This is a genomic window from Streptomyces deserti, assembly GCF_054782695.1.
Map to the genome: position 1 here is coordinate 219,394 of NZ_BAAGRZ010000009.1, position 20,804 is coordinate 240,197.

19 protein-coding genes and 3 pseudogenes are annotated in these 20,804 nt (G+C 70.9%); 14 read left to right on the plus strand and 8 right to left on the minus strand.

Features of this window, described 5'->3' with window-relative positions; translation table 11 throughout:
- Positions 1-179 precede the first annotated feature (179 nt).
- The 4 genes from ACYVMZ_RS18525 to ACYVMZ_RS18540 all read left to right on the plus strand — a co-directional run bounded on the left by ACYVMZ_RS18525 (position 180) and on the right by ACYVMZ_RS18540 (position 5,048).
- Positions 180-728 carry a DUF1062 domain-containing protein gene (locus ACYVMZ_RS18525; RefSeq protein ID WP_461080896.1) on the plus strand — a complete coding sequence of 183 codons (549 nt, stop codon included), beginning with the start codon at positions 180-182 and terminating at the stop codon, positions 726-728.
- 1,017 nt (positions 729-1,745) lie between these two features.
- Complete coding sequence (locus tag ACYVMZ_RS18530) at positions 1,746-2,090, plus strand: hypothetical protein (protein WP_461080898.1); 345 nt, start codon at positions 1,746-1,748, stop codon at positions 2,088-2,090.
- Between the two features lie 76 nt (positions 2,091-2,166).
- Entirely contained in the window at positions 2,167-2,865 is a 699-nt protein-coding gene (locus ACYVMZ_RS18535) for an ABC transporter ATP-binding protein (RefSeq protein WP_461080899.1), read from the plus strand.
- A complete protein-coding gene (locus tag ACYVMZ_RS18540; RefSeq protein ID WP_461080901.1) occupies positions 2,862-5,048 on the plus strand; it encodes a permease in 2,187 nt (728 codons plus the stop codon). Before ACYVMZ_RS18535 ends, ACYVMZ_RS18540 begins: the two co-directional genes overlap by 4 nt.
- 358 nt (positions 5,049-5,406) lie before the next feature.
- On the opposite strand, the pseudogene ACYVMZ_RS18545 reads toward ACYVMZ_RS18540, so the two are convergent.
- Positions 5,407-5,595, minus strand: a pseudogene (locus ACYVMZ_RS18545) (Tn3 family transposase); the annotation flags it as partial.
- Between the two features lie 8 nt (positions 5,596-5,603).
- Between ACYVMZ_RS18545 and ACYVMZ_RS18550 the strand changes: the two are divergent.
- From ACYVMZ_RS18550 to ACYVMZ_RS18580, 7 genes and pseudogenes are all read left to right on the plus strand, one after another.
- Positions 5,604-6,035 (plus strand): annotated as a pseudogene (locus ACYVMZ_RS18550) (tetratricopeptide repeat protein); the annotation flags it as partial.
- Between the two features lie 162 nt (positions 6,036-6,197).
- Entirely contained in the window at positions 6,198-6,947 is a 750-nt protein-coding gene (locus tag ACYVMZ_RS18555) for a GAF and ANTAR domain-containing protein (RefSeq protein ID WP_461080903.1), read from the plus strand.
- Positions 6,948-7,093: 146 nt separating this feature from the next.
- Positions 7,094-7,516, plus strand: a complete 423-nt coding sequence (locus ACYVMZ_RS18560) for a hypothetical protein (RefSeq protein ID WP_461080905.1) — start codon at positions 7,094-7,096, stop codon at positions 7,514-7,516.
- Between the two features lie 14 nt (positions 7,517-7,530).
- A complete protein-coding gene (locus ACYVMZ_RS18565) occupies positions 7,531-8,286 on the plus strand; it encodes an ABC transporter ATP-binding protein (protein WP_461080907.1) in 756 nt (251 codons plus the stop codon).
- Positions 8,283-9,266, plus strand: coding sequence for a hypothetical protein (locus ACYVMZ_RS18570; RefSeq protein ID WP_461080909.1), 984 nt, complete (start codon positions 8,283-8,285; stop codon positions 9,264-9,266). The genes ACYVMZ_RS18565 and ACYVMZ_RS18570 overlap by 4 nt, the downstream gene beginning before the upstream one ends.
- Positions 9,263-10,126, plus strand: a complete 864-nt coding sequence (locus tag ACYVMZ_RS18575) for a hypothetical protein (RefSeq protein ID WP_461080911.1) — start codon at positions 9,263-9,265, stop codon at positions 10,124-10,126. Before ACYVMZ_RS18570 ends, ACYVMZ_RS18575 begins: the two co-directional genes overlap by 4 nt.
- A 79-nt stretch (positions 10,127-10,205) precedes the next feature.
- Positions 10,206-11,804, plus strand: a complete 1,599-nt coding sequence (locus ACYVMZ_RS18580) for a glycosyltransferase family 39 protein (RefSeq protein WP_461080913.1) — start codon at positions 10,206-10,208, stop codon at positions 11,802-11,804.
- A gap of 66 nt (positions 11,805-11,870) precedes the next feature.
- Here ACYVMZ_RS18580 and ACYVMZ_RS18585 read toward each other — a convergent pair whose 3' ends face one another.
- Positions 11,871-12,644 (minus strand): hypothetical protein, encoded by a 774-nt coding sequence (locus tag ACYVMZ_RS18585; protein WP_461080915.1) that lies wholly within the window; start codon positions 12,642-12,644, stop codon positions 11,871-11,873.
- A 221-nt stretch (positions 12,645-12,865) separates the two neighbouring features.
- Here ACYVMZ_RS18585 and ACYVMZ_RS18590 point away from each other — a divergent pair, with 221 nt between their 5' ends.
- Positions 12,866-13,300 carry a VOC family protein gene (locus ACYVMZ_RS18590; RefSeq protein ID WP_461080917.1) on the plus strand — a complete coding sequence of 145 codons (435 nt, stop codon included), beginning with the start codon at positions 12,866-12,868 and terminating at the stop codon, positions 13,298-13,300.
- Here the strand turns inward: ACYVMZ_RS18590 and ACYVMZ_RS18595 are convergent.
- The 4 genes and pseudogenes from ACYVMZ_RS18595 to ACYVMZ_RS18610 all read right to left on the minus strand — a co-directional run bounded on the left by ACYVMZ_RS18595 (position 13,297) and on the right by ACYVMZ_RS18610 (position 16,662).
- On the minus strand, positions 13,297-14,289 hold the full coding sequence (locus ACYVMZ_RS18595; RefSeq protein WP_461080919.1) for a nucleoside hydrolase: 993 nt from the start codon (positions 14,287-14,289) through the stop codon (positions 13,297-13,299). The two genes, ACYVMZ_RS18590 and ACYVMZ_RS18595, sit on opposite strands and share 4 nt — an antisense overlap.
- A 105-nt stretch (positions 14,290-14,394) precedes the next feature.
- A pseudogene (thrS, locus tag ACYVMZ_RS18600) lies at positions 14,395-15,632 on the minus strand (threonine--tRNA ligase).
- Between the two features lie 79 nt (positions 15,633-15,711).
- Complete coding sequence (locus tag ACYVMZ_RS18605) at positions 15,712-15,954, minus strand: hypothetical protein (protein ID WP_461080921.1); 243 nt, start codon at positions 15,952-15,954, stop codon at positions 15,712-15,714.
- A 42-nt stretch (positions 15,955-15,996) separates the two neighbouring features.
- On the minus strand, positions 15,997-16,662 hold the full coding sequence (locus ACYVMZ_RS18610; RefSeq protein ID WP_461080923.1) for a maltokinase N-terminal cap-like domain-containing protein: 666 nt from the start codon (positions 16,660-16,662) through the stop codon (positions 15,997-15,999).
- 307 nt (positions 16,663-16,969) lie between these two features.
- Here ACYVMZ_RS18610 and ACYVMZ_RS18615 point away from each other — a divergent pair, with 307 nt between their 5' ends.
- Complete coding sequence (locus tag ACYVMZ_RS18615; protein ID WP_461080925.1) at positions 16,970-17,362, plus strand: hypothetical protein; 393 nt, start codon at positions 16,970-16,972, stop codon at positions 17,360-17,362.
- Between the two features lie 102 nt (positions 17,363-17,464).
- On the opposite strand, the gene ACYVMZ_RS18620 is transcribed toward ACYVMZ_RS18615, so the two are convergent.
- Both ACYVMZ_RS18620 and ACYVMZ_RS18625 read right to left on the minus strand, forming a co-directional pair.
- On the minus strand, positions 17,465-17,608 hold the full coding sequence (locus tag ACYVMZ_RS18620; RefSeq protein ID WP_461080953.1) for a CysS/YqeB C-terminal domain-containing protein: 144 nt from the start codon (positions 17,606-17,608) through the stop codon (positions 17,465-17,467).
- 69 nt (positions 17,609-17,677) lie between these two features.
- A complete protein-coding gene (locus ACYVMZ_RS18625) occupies positions 17,678-18,628 on the minus strand; it encodes an LAETG motif-containing sortase-dependent surface protein (RefSeq protein ID WP_461080927.1) in 951 nt (316 codons plus the stop codon).
- A gap of 304 nt (positions 18,629-18,932) precedes the next feature.
- On the opposite strand from ACYVMZ_RS18625, the gene ACYVMZ_RS18630 reads away from it, so the two are divergent.
- Entirely contained in the window at positions 18,933-20,633 is a 1,701-nt protein-coding gene (locus ACYVMZ_RS18630; protein ID WP_461080929.1) for a glycoside hydrolase family 13 protein, read from the plus strand.
- Positions 20,634-20,804 lie beyond the last annotated feature (171 nt).

Sequence of the window (20,804 nt, forward strand, 5' to 3'; positions counted from 1 at the left end):
GAAAAACAGTGGAGCGGCGCCGCTGTGCGCCATTACCGTGCTGCCGAACCAAGTCGTCTGGTCAAGGACGTGCCGTTGTACACCCTGTGAGACCTCCCGAGCGCTGATCTGTCGCGCGTCGCGCATGTGCGCCGCGCTCCTTTCTGCTGCGGACTTCTCACTGAAACCGGTGTACTTCTGTGCTCGAAAACTGGGTGGTCGTGCCCACCTGCCTGCCGCTCGTTGTCCGCCGTTGCCACGCGTGCGCGTCCGAGCGCTTCCGGGCAAGCGGCAAATTCCGCGTCAACGCACACCACAAGCTCATCGACGCCTGGATCCTCGCGCTCTGTACCGCTTGCGGGGAAACCGCGAAGCTCACGGCCCTGGAGCGGATGAATGTGCGCTCCGTACGACCTGAGCTGCTGGACCGGCTGCATGACAACGACCCTGGCCTGACAGCCGAGCTGCTCCAGGATCCGGTTGTGCGGCGCCGTAATCGCATCGCCCTCGACTGGGACAACGCCTGGCGCCTCGACACCGGCGGATCGGATCACCTGGACCGCGAGGTGATCGACGTCTCGGTCCGCTTTGCGGCGCGGATCCCTGTCCGGCCGGTGCGACTGATCGCTGAAGGGTGCGGTCTTTCGCGGGGCGAGGTCGAAAGACTGATCACGGAGGGGAAACTCGTCTCGGCAGTCCGGCTGAGCGGCAAGCTCTCCGGCGACTTCACCTTCACGCTCAAGCGCTGAGCCCTCCCCGGGATCACGGCCGCACCGCCTGCTCGACCTGTCCAGGGTTCGGGGAGACGGGGCGGGAGTGTCGGAACCCGACCCGCCGGGGGCCTGCGGTCCCCGACGGAGGGGTGTGCCGTCCTGCTGATCTTCTCGCTGAAGATCTTGTCCCTCGGAATGCCGTGCTTACTCAGCGCGTCCAGTTGTGAGTCGAGTTCCTGCCCGAGGGCCGAGCACCTCGCGTACCCGATGCGGATGTCCGCGCTCGGCAGGTCCGGGTCGGTCGGCGCCGGCGGCGGGGTGCCCGGCCGCCACGGCCGGCCCGGACTGTCCGCCGGGGTCGGTACCCGCAGTGCCTTCTTCAGCCGGGGGACCAACGTGAAGCGGCGGGTGTGGTAGGCGGACGCGACCGCGCCGCCGCGCGAGCGGCAGGGCGAGCCCGGCTGAGCGTCACACTTCGGACGGGTGTGCCGTTCGACGTCATTTGCGTCCAACCGGGTGGCCGGGAAGGCTGCTGAGGGCCCGTCATGGGCCCGGCTTGTTGCAACAGGGGTTCGACGGACCGTTGTCGATCTCGCTCCGGCAAAGGACCGTGTCCGACGGCGGATTTCGGCGTCGACGCGCTTGGTCAGTAGCACGTCGTCCTGCGTGCAGAAGCCAGCACCCCAATCCAGGTGGTGCCGTGGTCTCCCGCCCGGATGACGAGAGCATCGACTTCTCGGCATGCCCGGTCGACAGTCCGGCCGCCGCTGTGGAGCTCCAGGCTGAGCTTCGGTGTCGGTTCTCCAAGGTGACGATCGCGGAGAAGCCTGGTGGACAGCCTCGATCACCAGCGTGGCGCCGCGCATCGCGTGCTCACCTCCAGCCACCGCGGACCGCAACCAGCCATCTGGTGCCGGACTGCTGGGTTCCACAGCGTGACTTGGCCATACTTCGTGATCTTGTTGTGGAGAACCTTTGACCTATGCATGATCAATTGGTGATCTCGGGCGGCACAAGAGCCGCACCGGTTAACTAAAGGGGAGGGAAACACTCATGCGCAGGATCAAGGCGATAGCCGGCATAGCGCTGGCCATCGGCATCGCGGTGCCGACCACCAGCGCCATGGCGGTCAGCGCCACCGGCGGCGGCGTCACTGCCACCAGCCCGTGGAACAGCGACAGCGGGCTCATCTCCGTCTACGACGGCAGCAACGACGGCGACCCGGGCAAGGCCCTGTACTACCGGCAGGACAGCGCCGGTACCGAACGCACGCTGTGGAACCACAGCGGCTACAGAACCCGCGTGATCTCGGGTGACGGCTCGAAGGTCATCAAGTTCAAGGCGTGCGACGAAAACAACTGGGAGGAGGACGACTGCTCGGGTTGGGTCGCCCCGTAACCTGACCTCACCGCAACACTGCCCGGCGGCACCCGTTTCCTCTTCAGCTTTCCTTCTTCAAGAATACGGACGTGCTGTGACCCCCACACCGCCGCTGGGCGATGGCCTTCGGGTAAAGGGCTTGACCTATCAGGTAGAAGACCGCGTACTCCTCAACAATGTCGACCTCACCGTGGCTCCAGGGGAGTCCGTGGCCATCACCGGGCCCAGCGGGTCAGGCAAGTCCACACTTCTGATGTGCGTACTCGGCCTGATCAAACCCGACTCCGGCACGATCACCGCTGGAGGGCACCGTCTGACCGGTCTGTTGCCCGGCGCCCTGGCCAAGGCCCGCCGCAAACACCTCGGCATTGTCTTCCAGTTCGGCGAGTTGCTCCCCGAACTGACGCCCGTGGAAAACGTCGCACTGCCCATGCTCCTGGACGGCTCCGACCACCATCAGGCCTACGCGGCCGCCATCCGGCTCCTGGACGAACTCGATGTTCCCCACGGCACCACCCCCACGGGGATGCTCTCCGGCGGAGAACGCCAGCGGACCGCAGTGGCCCGGGCCCTGATCGCGCAGCCGCCAGTGCTGCTGGCGGATGAACCAACCGGCGCACTCGACCCCAAAGCGCGTGAGAATGTGGCCGACCAGCTTTTCCGAATCTGCCGTGAACGCAACTGCGCGCTCCTGGTCGTCACCCATGACCCCTCCATCGCCGAGCGCGCCACGCATGCGTTTCAGTTGCAGGAGAGCAGTCTCGTCCCCGCCCACCGAGGAACACACGCGTGATCGGCTCGCACCCCGCCCAGACCCGCCGCCCGGGCCGACTGTGGATCCAGCTCCTCAGAGTCGGTCTGGCCGCGGCACGAACGACGCCCGGCACGCGACTGCGCTTTTGGGCATTGATGGCGGCCTCGGCCGCCATGGCCCTGACGGCCCTGGCGTTTGTCACCACCACCGCCACGTTCGACGGGCGCACCCAGCGCGACACTGCCCGCGGCCCCATCGTGACCGGCACCGCCCAGCAAGCCACCGCCCTGTGGAAGGAAGCCTTCGACTCCTTCGGTACTTCACCACACGGCGTCATCTACATCGAGCCGCTCGCCCCCAAGAGCCCTCCACCGCCAGGGCTTTCCCGCTGGCCCCGCCCCGGCGAAGCCTTCCTCTCTCCCGAGCTGGCCCGGGCAGCTGAGGACTACGACAGCATTGACCGTTACGGCCACTACGCCGGAACCATCAACCCGCAGGGGCTGAGATCGCCCTCCGAGCGTATGGCCTATGTTCGCCCGGCCCACCCGCCGGCTGACCCCGCAGCAGAGTCCTGGCAGTACATCACCGGCTTCGGCCAACTCTTCCCGATGAACCAGGACACCTATCCCCACACGGCGGTCCAAACCGGCGGTGCTATCGCCGTCCTGATGGCCGTACCAGCCCTGGCACTGCTGGTCGTAGCCACCCGCGTCGGATCGGCGACCCGTGACCGCCGAAGCCAGCTCATCAACGCCCTGGGCGCCTCATGGGCCCACCGAGCCGTGATCAACGTCGGAGAGGCCTTCGTACCGGCCGCTGCCGGAACCCTGGTGGCTCTCATCCCGGCCGCACTGCTGCTTGCCACCGACGTCCGCCTACCCCTCACCGGCTACATCATCGACACAACCGACACGCGCCGGGCGTGGCCCGAACTGGCCGGCGCACTCGCCGTATCCCTGATCCTGACACTGCTGCTGGTCGTGATCCTGCACCGGGTGCAACGCTCCAAGACGGCCACCCGGCCAAGCACCTCCACTTCGCGTCTGCCCAAATGGCGCCTGGCCCTGTGTGTGGTCGGCGTCCTGGCGATCGCCTTCAGCCAGTACGCTCCCAAGGGCCCGGACATGGCGATCTTCCTGGCCGGCACCGTCCTGATGTGGGCCACGCTGCCCTCAGTGATCGCCCAGCTCTCCATCGCCAACGGCAAACGCATCGCCGCCAGCGGCTACCGCAACGGAAATCCCGGCCGACTCATCGCAGGCCGCTGGACCGCAGCCCACCCGGGCGTCCTGGTGCGCCTCTCCGTGGTCTTCATCATCGGCATCGGCCTCATCAGCCACCTTCAGGTCTGGAACAGCCGACTGGGAGACAGCGCCGCCGCCGCACAGCGGATCACCCAACGCGTCGGCGACACCCTTTACACCGTCCACAGCAGCACCCTCACCTCCGGCGCCGTCAAGAACTTCTCACGCAACCTTCCCGACGGATCGCACCTCCTGGTCGCGACCACCCACCCTGAAGGCGACCACCCTCGCATCGACCTGGCGGGATCCTGCCCCGACCTGAAGTCCCTGCGCCTGCCCTGCCCGGCCACCGCACAGCAGGTCACCACGCGCGATCCCCGGCTGGAAGAACTGGCCCGCCCTTACGCAGGCAACCTCACCGTCCGTGCCGTCAACGGCGACTTGCCCGTCAGTCAGATCAACGGGTCCCTCATCGTCACCACCGATGAACCCGGACACCGTGCCGACATCGAAAAAGCCGCCTACGCTGCCCACCCCGGCATCAACGTCAACACCCCCGGAGAAACCTGGGTGATCGGCGCCCAACAGAAGAACAATCTCAACAACTGGCTCTTCCTCTTCGGCGGAACCGGCCTGGCACTGCTGCTCGTGGCGGGGCTGATCAGCGCCGCCGCAGAGTTCGTACGCATCAGAGCAGGACTGGCACCACTGACCGTTCTGACCGGCAACAACCAGGTTTTTCGTACGATCGCCCTGTGGTACCTGACGGTGCCGCTGCTCATCGCGACCGCCCTCGCGACCTTCATCACCAACTGGCACTCACTGTTCTTCGTCATCTCCCTGCGGGAGGGCAGATTCTCCTTTCCGGTCCTGGCCACCGCAGCCATCGGTTTCTCCCTGGCCGCCGTGGCCATCGGCCTCCTCTCAGCGCATTCCGCCCGACGCGCCGCACCATTCTGGAGACCAAAAGCGGACTGAGTGGGCTGCCTGGGATGTCCGGGGTCCGTATACAGGTGGTCTTGTTTCGGGGGTCTGCGGAGTGGGGGCTGTCGCCACCAGGCGTGGTCGTGCTCCGCATACGGTGCACGATCGAGGCGGAGTGAGGCCGTTCCTCATCTGGTGAACTGGAGCTGCCCGGAACGAAGTGAAGGCGGTGGCCGAACCGCTGCTCCCGCTCACCCGCAACACCGCTGGCGACTTCATCACCGGGATGGACAACACCACCCGCTACAGCGTCGGGGACCGCCCCCGACGCGACGCGGACCGCACGCACCCCGGACGCCCTGGGCGGGCGTACGGCCCCGCCCAGGCATCCGGGGGATTGTCCCACCTGCAAGCCCTCGCGGATCTTCCGGCGTATCTCGGCATCGGCGAGATAGTCGCAGATGAACGCCGTACGCACCGCCCGCCCCAGTTCCTCGATCGCCCGGTACGTGGGGTGCTTGGGACCGCCGCAGGTGAAGCGCCGCAGCGCCTGCTCGGCCTCCGCCGTCCCCAGAACTGCCAATTGATGCCTGCCTAGCATGAGTTGCGCGAGCCCTGCGGATGCACGCGGCCAAGCGCGCCACCCTCTACAGCAGCCAGGTCGCCGTCGAACTGGCCGACGTCCTGCACCGCGGGGGCAGGTCCGAGGAGGCGGCCGCCCTGCTGCACGGGGTGCTCGGGGACCTCTCGCCCGAGCGCGGCGCGGTGCACGCCGCCGCCGCGCACCGGCTGCTCGGCATCATCGCCGAGGACGCCCGGCGGACCGAGGAGGCCGAGGAGCACTACGTACGGGCCCTGAGCCTGCTGGAGCGGGCGGGCGCCGCCGGTGACCTCGCCGACCTGTGCCGCCTGCTGGGCGATCTGCTGCGCCGCACCGGCCGGGTGGAGGCCGCGCTGGACGCGTACCGGACGGGGCTGGGCCACCGTACGGCCCCCGGCACGACCACTCTCGGGCCCGCACCCGCACAGCCTCCACTGTGAAGGACACCCGGTGAAGGCCCTGGGACCAGGGGTTTCGCGCTGCGGGCGACGGGTAGTCGGGGCTCCTCCGGACGGGCGGCGTGCACTGGCCGAACCCCGTGTCCAGCGGGCCCGCTCCGGGGAGTCCGTCGAAGGTGAAGGCCGCCGTAAGTGAAGGAGGCGGTGACCGTGCGGCCCAGGGACGACTCCAACGGCATCCCGGACGCCGACGGGGCACGGGCCGCCGAGGTGATCACCGAGGGCGTGCGGGGCGCGGCCCCCGAGGACATCCCGGGGCGGCTGTGCGCGGTGGCGGTCGAGCTGCTGCCGGTGACCGGTGCGAGCGTGTCGCTGCGCAGCGACGGCATGCCCCTCCAGCTCAGCGCGAGCAGCGAGCGGGCCGCGCACCTGGCGCAGATCCAGGCCACGCTGGGCGACGGACCGTGCCGGCTCGCCCTGCAGACCGGCGCGCCCGTGCTCGCCTGCGACCTGACGGCGGGCCGTGACGTCCACCGCTGGCCGGTCTTCGCGCAGCAGGCGACGGCCGCGGGCGTGGCGGCGGTGTACGTGATGCCGCTGGGCACCGACTCGGTGTGCGTGGGCACCCTCGACCTGTACCGCGACACCCCCGGCGAGCTGACCGACCGGCAGATGCACGTAGCCCTGCTCGTGGCCGGTGTGATGACGGTGGCGCTGATGGCACTGCCGCACGGGGAGGAGCACGAGACGCCGGGCGGCGAACCCTGGCTGAGCGGTCTGGGCGCGGACCACGACGAGGTCCACCAGGCGGTCGGCATGATCATGGCACAGCTCGGGGTGGGCGCCGACGAGGCACTCGCCCGGCTGCGCGGCGACGCCTTCGCGGGGGGCCGCACGGCCCTCGACGTGGCACGCGAGGTGGTCGCGCACCGGAAGCGGTTCGAGCGGGACTAGCAGGGACCGGGGTCTCCTGCCGCTGGGGCCCATGGAGGGCTCCCGCTTGACGTGGACACTACTGCCCCTTCATGATCACCAAGCACTTCGAAACTTTGTTCACAGCCCCTCCCCGATCGGGACAAGGGCCCCACCATGGAGCGCTCATGAGCCTCACCCGTGCCCGCATACGTCGTGCCGGCGTCACCACCCTGCTCGCCGCACTGGCGGTCGGTGCGGTCGCCACCACCGCGTCCGCCGCGACGTGGAGCACCTCGAACCGTTACCTCAGATCCGCGGTGTCCGGCGACGAGACCAGCACCTGGTACGCGGTCGGCAACAACACGCAGTACATCACGCAGAACCTGTGCGTGACCCGCTACGGCGGACGCATCGCCTACGACTTCAAGAAGTCGGTCACCGGCTTCGACGAGTGGGTCGCCTGGCGTGACTGGTCGTGCGACAACGACCCCTACACCAAGAGCTACACCGGCGAGGGCAACGGCTACTACTACGCGAAGGTCGCCTCCACCCCCTCGGGCGGCGTGGTCGACGAGCTCAACCTCAAGATCTACCGCGTCACCTCCTGACAAGGAACCCCTTCATGGCACCCGTTCTCTCCTGCCGCGGTGTGGTCAAGACGTACGGTAAGCGCACCGTGCTGGACGGCGTGTCCCTGAGCGTGGAGGCCGGTCAGGTGACCGGCCTCCTCGGCCTCAACGGGGCAGGCAAGACCACCCTCATGCGCATCGCCACCGGTCTCGTCGCCCCCACCGCGGGCAAGGTGCGTGTCCTCGGACAGGCGCTGCCCATCCGGCCCTCCGTACTGGCGCGCGTCGGCGCCGCCCTGGACGCCCCCGCTTTCTACCGGTGGATGACAGGGCAGGGCATGCTCCGTGTTCTCCTCGACACCGCCGGCCTGCCCGACGACGGCCGTACCGCACGGGTCCTGGAACGCGTCGGCCTGGCGGACGCGGCGAGCCGCCGGATCCGGACGTACTCACAGGGAATGCGCCAGCGACTGGCGATCGCCGCCGCCCTGATGAAGGAACCGGACCTGCTGATCCTCGACGAGCCGACCAACGGCCTCGACCCCGCCGGGGTGCGCCTGGTGCGCGGCATCATCGCCGAAGAGACCGCACGGGGCGCGGGAATCCTCATCTCCAGCCACCAACTGGACGAAATAGCCCGGCTCTGCGACAGCATCGTCATGATCTCCCAGGGCGTGGTGAGCGCGTCGGGGACCGTCGACGAGCTCGGACTGGGCGCGGCGGACGGGCAGCAGAACCTGGAGGACTGGTTCTTCGCCCAGCAGCGGCCGATGGCCGCCACCTCCGCCGGGGAGGGCGCGGACGTATGAGGTCCTGGCTGCGACTGCTCGGCGGCGAACTGCGCCGAACCCTTCCCCGCCTCCTCTCCGTGGCGCTGCTCCTCCTGCTGGCGGTCGGCATCACCCTCCAGACGCTCAACGTGCAGCGCGTCTCGCACAACAACCTGGAGAACGTGCGCGCCGGGCTCGCGAAGCTGACTCCGCAGGCCTGTGCCGAGGACACGAAGAATCTCCCGGCCGACGTCCCTGCCGAGCCGTTCCTGAAGGACTGCCTGGCCGGACTGGACCGCACGCGCGCGGCGTACACGGACATCGAGGCCGGTTTCGCGGCGACCGCGGAACACATGGGGCTCGCTCAGCATCCCCTCGGCGCCGTCGGCTGGGCGTTCGGCTGGCTCGCCACCGCTCCCGGTCTGATCGCGCTACTCCTTCTCGCCGCGTTCTTCACGGCCGGTGAATGGTCACGCGGTACGGCCGTGCCCCTGCTCCTCCAGGAACAACGGCTGTGGCGGCTTCTCTCCGCGAAGGCCGTCGTGCTCTGGCTGTGGTCACTGCTGGCCGCCGCGGCGACCTCGCTCGGGGTGTGGCTCCTCGCCGTCGCGCACACGCGTCAGGCCTTTCCGCTCCACCGCTCGGTCACCTCGCAGGAGGTCCTGTCCTTCGCCGTGCAGAGGATCGGCACCGGCGTGCTGGTGCTCGGCGTGGCCGCGACGGCCGCGGTCGCGCTCGCGGCAGTGGTACGGGCGCCGTTGCGCACGGTCCTCGTGGGCGTGCTGGTCCTGGCTGTCGTCACGTTGCCCGTCACCCCGTGGCTGCCCGGTCCCGTCGTGGCGGACGGGCTGGGCCTTTCGACCGGGCGGAACGTCTACGACCATCTCTGGACCGCGGTCATGGACTCGGCCTCTCCCGCCGGCGTACGGGCCCTGCCCTGGATCGCGTTGCTCTCACTGGCGCTGTGGCAGGCATGGCGGACCCGTCCGCGCGATCTCGTGGGCAGGGCGGGTACGTGACGCACGCGATCGCTCCCCTGCGGGCGGAGGTACGGCTGGCGGCCCGGCCGGCCGCCGTCCTGACCCTCTTGATCGCCGCCGCCGCGGCGGTGCGCGCGGTGTTCTGGTACCTCGACGCCGTCACGCGCGGAACGGCGGAACAGGGCCAGGGACCGACCGCACTCGGCACTCCCGCCGGAGCCCTGCAGGCGGCCGCATGGCAGCACGCGTCCCTGCTCGGTCTGGTGCTCGCCGCGCTGCTCGGCGGCGTGGTGCTGGCCGAGGGCCTGGAGAGCGGGACCTGGCCGCTGGTGCGGCTGTACCAGGCCCGCCTATGGCTGTTGATGGTGCGCAAGCTCGTGGTCGTGCTGTTCCTCGCGGTGCTCAGCATGGCCGTGACCGCCGCGGTGCTGTGGACGGCCATCAGGATCTGCCAGGCCGTGGAGCCTCCGGGCGGGCCGCGACATCTGCCGTCCCCGTCGGAACCGGTGCCGCCGAAAACCGGTCTGCCGGGGTGGGGTGATGCGATGACCGCCTGCGCCAAGGCCATGCTGGTGCTGTCGTTCTTCGCGGCGATCACGCTGTGCGCGGCTGCCGCCGCCCGGGCCGTCATCCCCGCCGCCGTCCTGGGGGCCGGTCCGTTGGCCGCCACCTTGCCGCTCGTGACCACGGACGTGCGTACCTGGACGCCGCACTACTGGATCGCGGCCTGGATGGAGCTCCCCGAGGACACGCAGTGGAGCCTCTACTGGTGGAGCTCCACCCCCGGATCGCCCGACACCGGCACGGCGCTGGCCGTGCTGTGCACCGCCGGCGGCGTCCTGTTGACGGTGACCTGGCTGCTGCTGCGTGCGGAGCGGTCCCTCTCGGCCCGCATATGACGTCGACTTGAGGCACATCTCAGTGGTTTTCCCTCCGCAGTCGGCGGCGGCCCGGCGCAACGCCCGTGCCGCCGCAGTCGTGTTGACGACTCTGGCCTGCTCGCAGCAGGTGATGCTCGCCGTCGGGCTGGGCGGCTGGCTCCCCGGATACCAGCCGTGGCCGTACCTGTTGGCCGCCGTCCCGATGTGGCTGCTGGCCCGGCCGTGGGGGGATCCCCCTGACGGGCCGGCCGGCCGGGACCCGATGGTGGACCGGCTTCGGCGCGTGCCCGCCTGGCTCTACCTGACCGGGGTGCTGCTGCTCGCCGCCGGGATGTGGGCCGCGCTGCAGGACCACGAGCCGTACCTCGGCCACGAGGAGGCGGTGTACGCCAACAAGGCCCGGTCATGGCTGGACGGGACACCGGACGCCGGCTGGGGCATCTACCGGCCCGTCGGGCTCCCCGCGCTGGGGAGCGTGGCTCTCGCCCTGCACGACGATGTGGGCGCTCTGCGCGTCGTGGCTCTGCTCCTCGCCCTGTTCACGCTCACGGTCACCTACCTGGTGGCCGCCCGCTGGACGACGCCCCGGCGGGCCGTCGTGGTCGTACTGCTCCTGCTCAGCGGGCTGGGCTTCCTGCGCCGGACACCGGAGTTCCTCAATGACATAGGGGCGACGGGTCTCCTCCTCCTCGTCGTCTTCCTCCTCGTACGCGCGCAGGAGAAGGACCGCTCGCGCGCCCTGCTGGCCCTGCCCGTGGTCGCCCTGGCCGCCTTCTACCTGCGCTACGGGGTGGTGGGGAACCTCGCGGCGGTCTGCCTGGCCGCGCTTCTCGCCTACGGTCCGCGGGCCTGGGCCGCTCAGGGCCGTCGGCTCCTCGCCGCCGCGGCGATCCTGGTCGCCGGGCTGATGCCGCACTTCCTCTACGCGACGAAGGCCGCCGGCTCGCCGCTCGGCCTGGTCTTCTCGGCGACGGCGCAGGCCAACCGCGCCTACGTGGGCGACGGTTTCGTCTACTACCTGGCGATCTTCCCCTATCGACTGGCCGGAGACCTGGGGGCAGTGGTGATGGGCGTAGGCGTCTTCGCCGCCGTCGCCGCCGCGCGGCGGATACGCCGGGCGGGCGTGCACGGACCGCGTGCGGGCGACCGCAGGCGCGTGTTCCTGGGCAGCACCGCCCTGCTCGTCTTCCTGATTCTGGGCTTCGCCACCGACGGCGAACCGCGTTTCGTCTATCTCTCCGTCGTCCTCCTCACCGTGCTCGGTGTCGACGCCACGGCCGAGCTGACCGGCCGGTGGGCGGCGCGCGTGCTCGCCGCCGTCGCCGCGCTGGCCACGGTCACGGTCCTGGGAACCGCCCAGGTGGTGGCACATGGCGCGATGCCCGGGCCGACTCGACTGGCCGAGTCCACGGTTCCGGCGGCGACGCAGCTCGCCTCTTCCGGCCCGTGCCTGGTGGTGACGGGCTACGAGCCCGAGGTCGGCTGGTACTCCGGGTGTGATGCCGTCACATATGCCCAGTACGAGAAGATGCGCGTACCGGCCGGCACCGAGGTCAGCCTGCTTCTCTTCGAGCGGGGGCGGCTGCAGCCCGGTCCGGCGGGCCTGCGGCGACTCATCGGAGACCGGGAGGTCCTCGTCCGCAGGATTCCGACACCGGGTTCGATCGGGACGGCCACGGTCATCACGCTTCGGTGAGCCGACGGCCGCCCGGGTCGGCGGGTCCGGTTCAGATCTGCGCCCACCTGGGTCGGCGGATCCGGTTCAGATCTGCGCCCGCCCGTGTTTCCGGATCTCCGTCAGGCGCTGCGCCCCGAGCTGTACGGCCGTCTGCGCGACCTCGGCCGCGAGGTCGCCGAAGCCGCCGTGGGTGAGGGCGATCGCGTTCTCGCCGACCCGGACGGCGGCCACGTCCATCGTGAAGTGTGCCGCCGCGCCGTCCGCCGTCCGCCCGTTCAGCACCACGCGCAGGGCCTGGCGGGCGTCCCCGGCCTCCGGCAGCGGCAGGTCGGAGACCTGGACGTACGCCATGCCGCCGCGGGTGGTCGCGGCCGTGAACTCGCCGCACCTGCCGGGCAGGGACCGCAGCCAGTCCAGCGTGCGGTCCACGTCCGCCGGGGGGTGCGCGGCGACCTGGTAGCGCAGCTGGGCCTCGGTACCGGAGTCGTCGAGCGCGGAGGTGGCGCGCGGGCCGGTGGGGGTGCCGAGGAGGTCGTCGGCGTAGAGGGCGTCAAGCAGGCGCTGGCAGTCGGCGTCCTGCGTACTCGCCTTGAGCAGCCCGTCCCGCCAGGTCGCGGCACCCCGCGTCGGCACCCACGGCTGCCCGAGATCGGCCTCCGTGATCAGCGCGGCCTCGACCTGGGCGGCGGTGAGGGCGCCGGGCTGCTCGGCGGCCGCGGCCGAGGAGGACGCGGACGTCGCCGCGCGCTCCGGCGGAGGCACCACCCGCCCGTCGGCGGAACAGGCGGCGGCGCTCAGGGCGCTCACCGACAGCACGCAGGCGAGCAGGACGCGGGCGGCGGCCGGGGGGTGGGTCATCGGGGTGCCTCCAGGTGGGGCAGGACGTCTTCCAAGATCGGGTACGCCTCTACGGCACCACCGCCGGCGGCCGCTTTCCAGCGCGGCGGGCCGTACGGGTGAGGCCCGGACCGGCGGCCGGCGATCGCGGGTCCGGCCACGTCTGGTGGTGCGGCACACGGGGAATCGTCCGGCCGAGCGCCGGGTTGACGAGGGGGCAGCCGACATCTCCGGGAGCCGCCATGTCCGACCAGCCCGCCGTTCGTGAACTCCGCCTCGTGGTCACGGCAGCCGATTACGACGAGGCTCTGCACTTCTACCGTGACGTCCTCGGCCTGCCCGAGCGCGGCGCGTTCACCTCTCCCGACGGGCGGGTCACCATCCTCGAGGCCGGTCGGGCCACCCTGGAGCTGACGGATCCGAACCACGCCGCCTTCATCGACGAGGTGGAGGTCGGGCGGCGGGTGGCCGGTCACATCCGGGTCGCCTTCCAGGTCGACGACTCCGTCACCACCACGGCGAAGCTGGCCGCTGCCGGAGCCGAGGTGGTCGCGGAGCCGACACGCACCCCCTGGAACTCGCTGAACTCCCGTCTCGAGGCACCGGGCGCTCTTCAGCTGACCCTCTTCACCGAGCTCGACGACACCGAGCTCGGCGACCGGGACAAGCCCTACTAGCCGCCCGCGCCCAGGCCCTCAACCGTCGACAGATACAGCTTCACGTACCGCTCCACGTCCACCTCCAACCCCACGTCCACCAGGGCCTGTTCACGCGTTCCCTCATGGAGTTCCGACTCGCCGGGGCGGGCGCGGCGGTCGACGATCGTCATGCCGCGGGTCGGGCCCGGGGCGAGGCCGACCTCGACGGGCAGGCGGTGGGTGGTCAGGCCCTCCGGGTCGGCGACCGCGCACAGCGCGCCCGCGTCGCCGAGGCCGCCGGCGGTCTCGGTGGGGTCGTCGGGGCGGCTGCCCGGGTGGGCCGGGCGGTGGGCGAGCAGCTCACCGGCCAGCCGCGCACCCGGTTCCGTGCTCGCGCGCAGCCGTCGTACGTCCGCCGCCGGGACGACGACCCGGCTGAACACGTCCAGCCCGTACATCGTGATCGGCACCCCGGCGGTGAGCAGGATCGCCGCCGCCTCCGGGTCGTGCCAGACGTTGAACTCCGCGACCGGCGTGGCGTTTCCGGTGGCCGCCGCGCCGCCCATGAACACGATGCGCCGGATGTTGCGGGTGACCTCCGGGTGCGTCCGCAGCAGCAGCGCGATGTTGGTCAGGGGCGCGGTGGGGACGAGGGTGACCGGTCGCGGGGAGGCCAGGATCTCGCGGCGCAGCAGCGTCACGGCGTCCACGTCGGCGGGTGTGCGGGTGGGCGCGGGCAGGCCGAGGTCGCCCATGCCGTCGTGCCCGTGCACGTGCCGGGCCGACCTGGGCGCCTCGATCAGCGGGCGCTCGGCACCCCGGGCGACCGGGATGCCGGGCGCGCCCGCCTGCTCCAGCACCGTCAGCGTGTTGCGGACCACGCCGTCCACGTCCGTGTTCCCGGCCACGCAGGTCACCGCCCGCAGATCGAGCCCCGGGTGGCGTACGGCGAACAGCAGGGCCAGGGCGTCGTCGACGCCGGTGTCGCAGTCGATGATCACCGGGATGGGGCGGTCGTCGGTCGTCACGGCGTGGGCTCCTTCACCTTCCCGAGCGGGCCGGCGTGCCTGTGGGCTGCGGGCCGGCGTGCCTGTGGGCTTGTGTGCTGCCTGTACGGCGACCCTACGCGGACCCTACGCGGGTTCCTCCCCCGGGGACGGCACGGAGTCCCACAACCCGGTGCCGCGGGCCGCCACCCGCTCCTCGATCCGCCGCAGCAACTCGTCCACCGGTACGGCCCCGGGCCGCCGCCCGTCCCGCAGCGGTACGGCCACGAGGCCGCCGTCGGCCTCCCGCTCCCCGATCACCGCCTGGTACGGCACGAGCCGGGCCTCCCGGACACGCGCGCCGAGACTGCCGCCCTCGGGTCCGGCGACCTCGGCGCGCAGCCCGAGGCCGGCGGCCCGCCGTACGACGTCGTACGCCCGCTCCACCTGCGCGTCGGTGACCGGCAGGACGACGAGCTGCACGGGCGCCAGCCACGCCGGGAACGCGCCGCCGTGCTGCTCGACGAGGTGCGCGACCGCCCGCTCGACGCTGCCGATGATGCTGCGGTGCACCATGGCGGGACGGTGCCTGGCGCCGTCGGGGCCGATGTAGTGCAGGTCGAATCGCTCGGGCTGGTGGAGGTCGATCTGGACGGTGGACAGGGTGGACTCGCGTCCGGCGGCGTCCGCGATCTGCACGTCGATCTTCGGGCCGTAGAAGGCGGCCCCCCCTCGACGGCGTCGTACGGCAGGCCGGCCAGGGCCTCGTGGAGCAGTGCGGTGGCGCGCTGCCACAGCGCCGGGTCGGCGACGTACTTGCCGGACCGGCCCGGCAGGGAGAGGCGGTAACGGGCGGCGCGGATGCCGAGGTCGTCGTACGCGCGGGCGATGAGGCCGAGGGCCGCGCGGGCCTCGTCGACGGCCTGGTCCAGGGTGCAGAAGATGTGCGCGTCGTTGAGATGGATGGCGCGGACCCGGGTCAGACCGCCGAGCACCCCGGACAGCTCCGAGCGGTACATGCCGCCCAACTCGGCCATGCGGTACGGCAGTTCCCGGTAGCTGTGCGAACGGGACCGGTAGATCAGCGCGTGGTGCGGACACAGACTGGGCCGCAGCACGACCTCCTCCGCGCCCAGCGCCATCGGCGGGAACATGTCCTCGCTGTAGTGGTCCCAGTGCCCGGAGATCTCGTACAGCTCGCGTTTGCCGAGGACGGGCGAGTACACGTGCCGGTACCCGGCCGCGCGTTCGGCGTCCCGCACGTACTCCTCCAGGGTGTGCCGTACGACGGCCCCGTCGGGCAGCCAGTACGGCAGCCCGGCGCCGATCAGGGGGTCGGTGTCGAACAGGCCGAGCTCGCGGCCGAGTCGCCGGTGATCGTGCACGGTGGTCTCCTCACTGAGGCGAGCACCACACGACGAAACCCCGGGGCACTCGCCCCGGGGCTTCGGACTTGGTCAGCTGTCAGCGCGCCGGGACACTCTCCGGCGTCGTCGTGAGGGACGGGTGGATGGCGCGCTGCATGGGGCTGACGGTAGCAGCGGGTGGGTGTGCGGGCGATCGCTTTTTGCGGCGGTGGAGCAGTCCACCGAAGTCGCCCCAGCGCTGGTGCTGGTCGAACGCGGCACTGGCCAGCGCCATCGTCGTCGCGAAGAGCACACCGCTGGCGATCGAGCAGAGGGCCAGGGGGACGGCCCGGCACGCCACAGACCCACGGCGCGGACCAGCGAAAGCGAGCCCGCTGGTGCTCTATGCCCGAGGACTGGTGTGCAGCACGGCGAACAGTCCACGGACGCGGGTGCCGTCCGGCATGTCCCAGGCGCCGGCGACGTGGCCGGTCGCTCCGTGGGGAAGCGCGGGCGGGCCGTCCAGGGCGGGCCGCAGGATGCGGTGCAGGTGCAGGGTCGTGCCGTTCGGCGCCCGCAGCTCAGTGGCCTCCTGGCTGTCGGTGGCAGTGGTGGGCAGGTCCGGGGCGATGGAGCCGTCAGCGGTGCAGGAGCGGGTGACCTCCCGGTCAGGGGTGTCGTTGACGCTCTGGGCCTGGGCCTCCACCCGGCCCTCGATCAGTGCCAGCAACTGGGCGACCAGCACCGGGTCGTGGCAGCCGTCGTAGGCCCAGCGCCGTCCCAGCACCCCGTGCTCCATGGTGCCGACGAGGGCGTGCTCCGCCCCGTCGAGCGGGGCGCCGCGGTAGGTGAGCGGCACGAGGTACGGGGTCGGGTGAGGGCCGGCGGTGTCGGTGACCACCATGAACTCGATCCCGACCTCGCCTTCCGGGTCGTCCAGCCGGAAACCGCCGGCCTTGGCCAACTGCGGTTCGCCGGCGCCGCCGTCGTACCACGGCCGGGAGGGAAGCCAGGAGGTGAGCAGCTCCAGTTTGGTCGGCTTGAGGGTGGTTTTGTGGATGACGGCCATGCCGGAGGTTCTCTTCCGTTGAGTGGACGCGAGCCTTCTCACCTTAAGCGAAGCCCGCCGAACCGCACTTACGGAATTTACGATCAAGTCGGTCGGCTGACTTCCGTGAGTTCGACGGAATTCATGCCTCCGGTGGAATTCATGCCTCCGGAAGGTCTTTACGGTATTTGGCCAGGGAATCGATGTGTATGGCCGAACGCCTCCTGGTCCGATCGATCCCGCCCGTGATTTTCTCGGTCTACTCGCCTGCTGCGGTGGGGGAATTGCTGTCCGAGTCGCGCCAACCCACGACAGAAGGAGAATTACCGTGAGATCTCTTGTCCGTGCCGCGGCCATGACCGGAGTCGCCGGGGCGTTGATGCTCCTGACCGCGCCGACCTCCCACGCGGGGCCGTCGGCCGCTTCCGAATGCATCACCGTAAGTGAGTCGGAGAAGTGGGGACGCGGCGAAATATCGCTGTGCCCGCAGAGCGACGGCACCACCCGCGTCACCGGCTACGTCGAGGATCTGCTGCCCGGTGGGTTCCTCGACGGTTACTGCGTGGGCTGGTACTTCTACCTGGGCGAAGACGAAGGGGATTTCGGACCGATGGTCTGCCCGCACTTCAGCCCCAGCCAACCGGCGAAGAAGACCTTCGACTACGAGTTCACGCCCTCCGCGCCGGTGACCGGGGCGAACCTCAACCGATGGGGCATATGACGCCGCGCGGCCGGTAGGGCCCCTGGGGGCCGGGCACCCCCGGCGTGGTGTCCGGCCCACGGCTGGTGACCGCACGGGCGGCGCACCTGCGATGACAGTTCGTCAGGACCGCTGAACCACCCGCCAGTACTGGCGCTTCCCCTCATCCCGTACGACCACCCCCAGCCGCAGCAGCTCCCTGCGCAACTCCCGCGCGTCCTCGGCGGGGCGGAGGTCAGGGTGACAGGAAGCCCGGGACTGCCGCAGTCCCGGGCTTCGGTGTTCGTCTCACACGAGCTCACAGGAGACAGAGGCCGCCTGTGGGCCGGCCGGCACTCAGGAACGCTCCGCGCGCTTCCTGCGGCTCGCCACGACGATGGCCGCGCCGCCCGCCAGCAGGACCGCCGCGCCGATCGCGATCGGGCCCGTGGCGCTGTCGGCGCCCGTCTCCGCGAGGTCGCCGCCACCGCCGTTCGGCGTCACCGCAGGTGCGGTGGTCGACTCGGAGGCGGTCGGGGTCGGCGTGCCGGCCGACGGAGTCTCGGAGGGCTCGGCGGGCTCCGAGGGGGTCGGCGTCGCCGGAGGCGTCGTCTCCTCCGCCGGTGCCGACGGCTCCGGCGCCGACGGCGTGGGGGTGGACGGTGGCTGGGAGGACGGCGGCGGAGTCGTCGTGCAGTCCTTCGTCCCGCCGTTCCACGCCGCGATCAACTTGTCCTTGATGACCGGGCGGTCCGGGCCCTTGGGCAGGTCGCCGTGTTCGAAGCCGTCCTTCGCGTCCAGGTCGCCGTCGAACTTGACCGCGCCCCGGTACAGGTCGATCTGCGCGAAGCAGCCCTTGTCCGGGATGGCGATGTCGAGGGAGTCGGTCCGACCCGGCTTGACCGTCACCGTGTCGAAGTCGACGAACACCTGCTCGCCGGAGGTGGCGAAGGTGGCGCCGTGGGCGAGGTAGGAGGCCAGGGAGGCCGTGCACGTGGTCGCGTCACCGGCCGTGCGGACCTTGATGTGGACCTTGCCGTCCTCGGTCGGCTTCAGGTTCTGGTCGTCGACCTTGACGGAGTCGAAGAAGTTCACGCCGTCGAGCGAGAACTGGCAGCGGTCCGTCCCGGTCTCCGTGCCCGCGCCCGTCCCGGGCTGGTAGGCGCCGCCGGAGGTCCAGCCGTCACCGCCGGGCGTGCCGGTGGCGAAGGCCCCCGAGGCGGAGGCGAGGGAGGCGGCGCAGAGGGCGAGCGTCGCGGCGCCCGTCCCCAGAAGGCGTCGCGCGGTGACACGTCTCGCTATGGACATGCGGATCCCATCTTGGCGTGTGCCGGAACCCGGACGACGGCAGCAGGGCAGCACGCGGCGGCCGGCCGTCCCGGGGGTGAGTGGTCTGAGAAACACTGGGCTCATTGGTCATATGGGCCACAGTGCGCCCCATGGTGGCGGGGGCGCCGCACCCTGTCAACCTGCGGGAATGCAGGGGCAGTTACCTCTTCCTCACGCTTCCGCCACACAAGGAACGATCCACTCCGGCCCGTCCGGGTGTTCACTTTTCCGGCGTTGTGGACAGATTTCTTGCTGTCACTGGCACGACCGCAGAGGAGACCGCGTGACCGTCCGCACCACCACGCCAGACTCCACGCCCGACCCCGCCCCTCTCACCACGCCCGATCTGTCCTCCAGGGACCCCGACTGGTGGCGGCAGGCCGTCGTCTACCAGGTCTACCCCCGCAGCTTCGCCGACGCCGACGGCGACGGGCTGGGCGACCTGCGCGGCATCACCCGCCGCCTGACCCACCTGGCCGCCCTGGGGGTGGACGCCCTGTGGCTGAGCCCCTTCTACCCGTCCGAGCTCGCCGACGGCGGCTACGACGTCGCCGACCCGCGCGACGTCGACCCCCGGCTCGGCACGCTCGACGACTTCGACGCGCTGGTCGCCGAGGCGCACCGGCTGGGGCTGAAGGTGATCGTCGACATCGTCCCGAACCACACCTCGCACCAGCACGTGTGGTTCCAGGAGGCGCTGCGCGCCGGGCCCGGCTCGCCGGCCCGTGACCGCTACGTCTTCCGGGACGGGCGTGGCGAACACGGTGAACTGCCGCCCACCGACTGGCAGTCCGTCTTCGGCGGGAGCGCCTGGCGGCGGGTGCCCGACGGGCAGTGGTACCTGCACCTGTTCGCCCCCGAGCAGCCCGACCTCAACTGGGAGAACCAGGAGGTCCGCGCCGACGTCCGCACCACCCTGCGGTTCTGGTCGGACCGCGGGGTCGACGGCTTCCGCGTGGACGTCGCGCACGCGCTCGCCAAGGACCTGAGCGAGCCGCTGCGCGACCTCGGCGCGCCCGAGCTGAGCCGCGAGGAGGCGCTGATCGACTTCGCGCCCGGCACGCACCCGTTCTACGACCGTGACGAGGTGCACGAGATCTACCGCGACTGGCGCAAGATCCTCGACTCCTACCGTCCGCCCCGCATGGCGGTCGCCGAGGCCTGGGTGCCGGGAGCGCGGCGCGCGCTGTACGCCCGCCCGGACGAGCTGGGGCAGGCCTTCAACTTCGAGTACCTCCAGACACCCTGGGAGGCCGGCGCGCTGCGGCAGGTCATCGCCGACTCGCTGGCCACCGCGCGGGCGGTCGGTGCCTCGGCCACCTGGGTGCTGTCCAACCACGACGTGATCCGCCACGCCTCCCGCCTGATGCTCCCGCCGGACACCGACCTCGACGCCTGGCTGCTGTCCGGCGGCCGGGCACCGGCCGTCGACGAGGCCGCGGGGCTGCGCCGGGCCCGCGCGGCGACCCTGCTGATGCTGGCGCTGCCCGGTTCGGCGTACGTCTACCAGGGCGAGGAGCTCGGCCTGCCCGAGGTCGCCGACCTGCCCACCGAGGTGCTCCAGGACCCGATCTGGGAGCAGACGGGTCATGTCCGCAAGGGCCGCGACGGCTGCCGGGTGCCGCTGCCGTGGACGACGACCGGGCCGTCGTACGGCTTCGGACCCGGCGCGGCCTGGCTGCCGCAGCCGCCCGGCTTCGCGGCGTACGCCGTCGAGGCCCAGGACGGGGTGGAGGGCTCGACCCTGGAGCTGTACCGCACGGCCCTGAAGCTGCGCCGCAAGCTGCTCGACGGCGAGGAACTGCTCTGGGCGGAGGACACCCCGGACGGGGTGCTCCAGTTCGACCGCTCCGACGGCTGGCGCTGTGTCACCAACCTGTCCGGCACGGCGGTCCCGCTGCCGGCCGGCGAGGTGCTGCTGAGCAGCGCGCCGCTGGAGGGCGGCAGGCTAGGGCCGGACACGACGGTGTGGCTCGGCCGCTAGTGAGCCGGTCTTGATGTCTCGCTTCGCCACGTGAGCTGTGTTCTGTTTCAGATCATGGCTGTGCTGGTGACAGTGCTGCTGTTCTTCGGTGTGCTGACGGTATGGGGGACAACAGGCTGGAACCGCTGGTGTTATCCGAGGCCGAGCAGCTGACGTTGCAGGGCTGGGCGA

Bases quoted from the DNA above. Each gene is read 5' to 3' on its own strand.
- ACYVMZ_RS18610 (WP_461080923.1), bottom strand. From the start codon at position 16,662: ATGGCCGTCATCCACAAAACCACCCTCAAGCCGACCAAACTGGAGCTG.
- ACYVMZ_RS18625 (WP_461080927.1), bottom strand. From the start codon at position 18,628: ATGTCCATAGCGAGACGTGTCACCGCGCGACGCCTTCTGGGGACGGGC.
- ACYVMZ_RS18565 (WP_461080907.1), top strand. From the start codon at position 7,531: ATGGCACCCGTTCTCTCCTGCCGCGGTGTGGTCAAGACGTACGGTAAG.
- ACYVMZ_RS18560 (WP_461080905.1), top strand. From the start codon at position 7,094: ATGAGCCTCACCCGTGCCCGCATACGTCGTGCCGGCGTCACCACCCTG.
- ACYVMZ_RS18530 (WP_461080898.1), top strand. From the start codon at position 1,746: ATGCGCAGGATCAAGGCGATAGCCGGCATAGCGCTGGCCATCGGCATC.
- ACYVMZ_RS18590 (WP_461080917.1), top strand. From the start codon at position 12,866: ATGTCCGACCAGCCCGCCGTTCGTGAACTCCGCCTCGTGGTCACGGCA.
- ACYVMZ_RS18585 (WP_461080915.1), bottom strand. From the start codon at position 12,644: ATGACCCACCCCCCGGCCGCCGCCCGCGTCCTGCTCGCCTGCGTGCTG.
- ACYVMZ_RS18570 (WP_461080909.1), top strand. From the start codon at position 8,283: ATGAGGTCCTGGCTGCGACTGCTCGGCGGCGAACTGCGCCGAACCCTT.